The following is a 3,765-nucleotide window of genomic DNA, read 5'->3' on the forward strand; positions in this document are numbered from 1 at the left end:
AATTGGCGCGTGTCGCAGTCAAAGAAATGATGTCGCAGGAAAAATTCCGCAATGCTTTGACTTTGGCAGAATTGGCTTGGGTAGCCGAATTACTGGGATTAACACCATGATTAAAATCAGCGTGGACAGCAGAGATTTGGAACGCGGTTTGTCGCAACTCTTGCAAAACGTACAAAACCGCCGCCCAATGATGAACGCGGTCGCCACCGAATTATTAAGCATGACCGAAGACAATTTTGAGAGTGAAAGTTGGGGTGGAGACAAATGGAAAGAAACCCATCGTGGTGGCAAAAAACTACAATTAAATGGTCAGCTTGCAGGTAGTATCAATACGCAATCGGGCAACGATTTTGCGCGAATAGGTTCAAATAAGAAATACGCAGCAATTCATCATTTAGGCGGAGAAATTACTGCCAAGAATGCGCCGTATTTAATGATTCCGATTGGTGATGGCAGATTTGCGCGTAAAAAATCGGTTACCATTCCAGCGCGACCTTATTTGCCGATTGACGGCTCTGGTCAATTGCAATCCGATGGCGAAAAACGGATTTTAGATGTGGTTAAAGACGCGCTCTCTCGTGGCATATAAATCAAAAAAAGCGGACTTTTTTGTTGTCCGCTTTTGTTTCACATTGTGCAATGCTGTTTCAGTTTGCTTATCCCACTTTGTTTTGTTTTATCCCGTTTTGTCCCATTTATCTTGCTGGGTGGTGGGTATTTATATTAAAGGGGTTCAATCAAATTCAAGTGGGATTTTGTTTCCCTATTTCAAAAATCGCCATTAAAACACTTTTTAAAGCGTTTTAGCGCATTCAAAAACTTTTCCATGCCTAACCCTACCCAAACCGCTTATCGCGTTTTTAGCGCGATTTTGGCGGTTTTTTATTTTTGCCGTCCGCTCGGACTTTCAGGCTGCCTGAAAACGAATTGAAGTCATGCCTGCCGTCTATGTGCAATCGGTGTGCAACAATGCGCTATCTTTTTCCCAAAACTGTTTTTTAAACATGACTGTATTGCACATCAAACTCGCCCAAGAAGCAAGCTTGAAATTTGACGACCAAGCATCTGATAGCGGATTTGTCCGCCAATTCACGGGCATTGCCCATTCGGGTCAGGTGTTCACGAAATGGGGCGACCGCTACATTGTGGATTTGTCCAATATCCAGTATCGCGCCAAAACAGGCGTTTTGCTGGAACACGACCCCAATCAAAAAGTGGGCGTGGGCGCGTTGAGCGTGTCGCCACAAGGTTTGCAAATTGACGGCACTTTGCTGTCCACAGAACAGGGCAAACACGTTGCAGCGACTGCGGACGAAGGCTATCCGTGGGAATTGTCTGCCTACATTCAATCGGCTCGCCAAGAGCAGTTGCGCGAGGGCGAGATGGTGGTCAATGGCGTAACCGTTGCCGCACCGATTGTGATTTTACGCGATTGTAGCGTGCGTGAAGTGAGCTTTGTGGCGGTGGGTGCAGACGCACACACCAATGCAGTTGTGTTGTCCGATGGGACGGACTTTAAACCCGATTTCTCTCTTTCTAACCAAGCAAAGGAAAACACCATGACCGAAGCCGATTTTGCGCCATTGCAAGCCAGTTTAAATCGTTTACAAATCCGCTTGGGCGATTTGTCCGAGCCACTGGCAAACATCGGCAATGTGTTGGAAAACAGCTTGCGCGAACGAAATAAGCAGCTTGAACAACAGCTTGCCCAAACCAAAGACAAATTGGTCGCATTGAATGCCAATATTGCCGATACATCGCCTTTGGCAAAAAACCGCCAAGCATTGCAGGATTTGGGTTTGACGGCAGAGCAAGTTGCGACTGGCATTTCCCAATCCGCCAAAAAATCGCTGGACGATTTCACACTCGCAGCGCAAGGCTTTGGCAATGACGCAGACGCAATGGCGCAGATTTTTCAGGCAGCCTGAAAGTCATAGCGGACAGCAAAAAGTAAAAACACCGCTTTCATCACAAAAACGGTGTTTCTACTCATTCTCAACGCTTAATTACCACATTTTGCCAATGCCGATGATTTTGAGCAATTTCTAGATTTTACCCCACAAAGACACGACTTGCCAGTTCATCATTCATCAAAGTATGACGAAACCAAGCCGTCATATAGCCATCTGGTTTTAAAAGCATTCCGCTATGGTCAGTATTTTTTCGGAGGGCGAACATGGTTAATTAGAGCGTTTTGGATTGCGTCAAAATTTTCTTTCATTGACGACAAGGGAGCGCCACTATCGATCTTACCGTTGCCTGCATCAAACAAGCCTGTGCTTGAAATGGCAAAATACGGCACACGGATTTTGCTGATGTCATAATCCCATTTTAAGCCGTTTGCCAATGCCAATTTGGTCGCACTGGCGGTATAAACCGCTTTAAATTGGTGTGAATTGTCGTGTTTTGTCGCTGCGTTAATCGCCCCCCCACACCACCTTGTGAATGATCGCTAATGCCTGAGTTTTTAGTATCCAATTTATTAAAACAGTGAATTTTTATTGCTATTTAAGTTATCTGGCACCGCAAGCGATTGACTCGATGATAATCCACTCCAACTTTCTTTATCATCATTGCCTATCACAACAAAGCCCCAACTTGCCAAATGTTCAAACACCGCTTTGTATTTGTAATACTGCATTCCCGTCCCATTTGCGAACACCACAACAGGCAGTCTACCATTGATTTAATTGATGTTTTATGAATACCAGATTTTGTATTCTTTAAAATAATTTTCACCACTTAGCATGGTTTATGAGGCAACGGCAAATTGCCTCATTTACGTGTATTTGGCTTCAATCGGCATTAAGCCTTGAATTTCTTGGGTGCAACTGATATTGACCACGGACATGCGCTCCCATTTTTCTTTCACGGCGGAACAAGCGATTAAAGAGACTACCGTTAAGCCAACAAGCAAAGTATTTTTAAAAATTTCATCAAATTTGATCCTAAAAATCAAAAAATAACAGCAAATTATTTAAATGCTATTTAAGCCAATTTGTCGCCAAAAGACGAGAAAGCCGCCCAAACTGCAACAAAATGGCGGATTTGTTGCAGTTTTAAAAATTGGCTTGATTTTGTTAAAATACCCCTAAATTATCCAATCATTTGTTTTAAAGTGAAAAATGCCCCAAACACCCACATCAAAGACTATATTGCCCAATCCTTGATTTTATTATTAAAACAATAACGCTTTGATTGAGATTAAAATCAATGAAATTTGCCCAAAAGCAGGGAGCAATCGCTCATCGTTTTATCGCAATTTTAAAAATAAAGAACAGGCGATTGTGCTCTATTTACAGCTTCATATGATACCTGTGTATTTGGCTCGCCAGCCCTTTAAAAATACAAAAGAGATTTTTATGGCGATGTTTCATAGTATTAACGATATGGCCGAAGTGGTGGATTTGTTGTATACCAATGATTTATCAAACCTATTTTTGTAATATATTAAAGAACGTTGTGGAGCAAAGCCTGATTCTGATGATAAGGAAGCCTATCGCACCAGCCTGATTATGGGCTTGGTGTTTGGCAGTCTTGATGAATGGATTTTGCGTGGACGCAAACAATCGTCTGATGAAATGGCAAATAAAATTGGCGAACATTTAAAACGGATTGGGGGAAATTTTAAGACTGGCTGAAAATGATTTTGCTAATAAAAAACACCGCTTGACTGTTTTAAATACAATCCAAACGGTGTTTTTTAAATCTTACAAATCAAACTCTTCTACCACTTTAATATGCAAACGCACCTCAACATTGCCA

At 42.3% G+C, this 3,765-nt stretch carries 6 protein-coding genes; 3 read left to right on the forward strand and 3 right to left on the reverse strand.

Annotation, left to right across the window (positions count from 1 at the left end; genetic code table 11):
- Positions 1-106 precede the first annotated feature (106 nt).
- Positions 107-589: a phage virion morphogenesis protein gene (locus tag Q4B82_RS09360; protein ID WP_303066193.1), complete on the forward strand. Its 483-nt coding sequence runs from the start codon at positions 107-109 to the stop codon at positions 587-589.
- Positions 590-935: 346 nt separating this feature from the next.
- Entirely contained in the window at positions 936-1,928 is a 993-nt protein-coding gene (locus Q4B82_RS09365; protein WP_303066194.1) for a hypothetical protein, read from the forward strand.
- Positions 1,929-2,152: 224 nt separating this feature from the next.
- Here the strand turns inward: Q4B82_RS09365 and Q4B82_RS09370 are convergent, their stop codons facing one another.
- The 3 genes from Q4B82_RS09370 to Q4B82_RS09380 all read right to left on the reverse strand — a co-directional run bounded on the left by Q4B82_RS09370 (position 2,153) and on the right by Q4B82_RS09380 (position 2,959).
- Positions 2,153-2,353, reverse strand: coding sequence for a hypothetical protein (locus Q4B82_RS09370; RefSeq protein WP_303066195.1), 201 nt, complete (start codon positions 2,351-2,353; stop codon positions 2,153-2,155).
- 129 nt (positions 2,354-2,482) lie between these two features.
- Positions 2,483-2,686, reverse strand: a complete 204-nt coding sequence (locus Q4B82_RS09375) for a hypothetical protein (RefSeq protein WP_368501359.1) — start codon at positions 2,684-2,686, stop codon at positions 2,483-2,485.
- Positions 2,687-2,779: 93 nt separating this feature from the next.
- Positions 2,780-2,959: a hypothetical protein gene (locus Q4B82_RS09380; protein WP_303066196.1), complete on the reverse strand. Its 180-nt coding sequence runs from the start codon at positions 2,957-2,959 to the stop codon at positions 2,780-2,782.
- Positions 2,960-3,194: 235 nt separating this feature from the next.
- Here Q4B82_RS09380 and Q4B82_RS09385 point away from each other — a divergent pair, with 235 nt between their 5' ends.
- Positions 3,195-3,446: a hypothetical protein gene (locus Q4B82_RS09385; RefSeq protein ID WP_303066197.1), complete on the forward strand. Its 252-nt coding sequence runs from the start codon at positions 3,195-3,197 to the stop codon at positions 3,444-3,446.
- The last annotated feature ends 319 nt before the right edge of the window (positions 3,447-3,765 follow it).

The organism is Alysiella sp. (assembly GCF_030525755.1).
GTDB lineage: Bacteria > Pseudomonadota > Gammaproteobacteria > Burkholderiales > Neisseriaceae > Simonsiella.

Coding starts and splice junctions, on each gene's coding strand:
- Q4B82_RS09360 (WP_303066193.1), top strand. CDS start 107: ATGATTAAAATCAGCGTGGACAGCAGAGATTTGGAACGCGGTTTGTCG.
- Q4B82_RS09365 (WP_303066194.1), top strand. CDS start 936: ATGCCTGCCGTCTATGTGCAATCGGTGTGCAACAATGCGCTATCTTTT.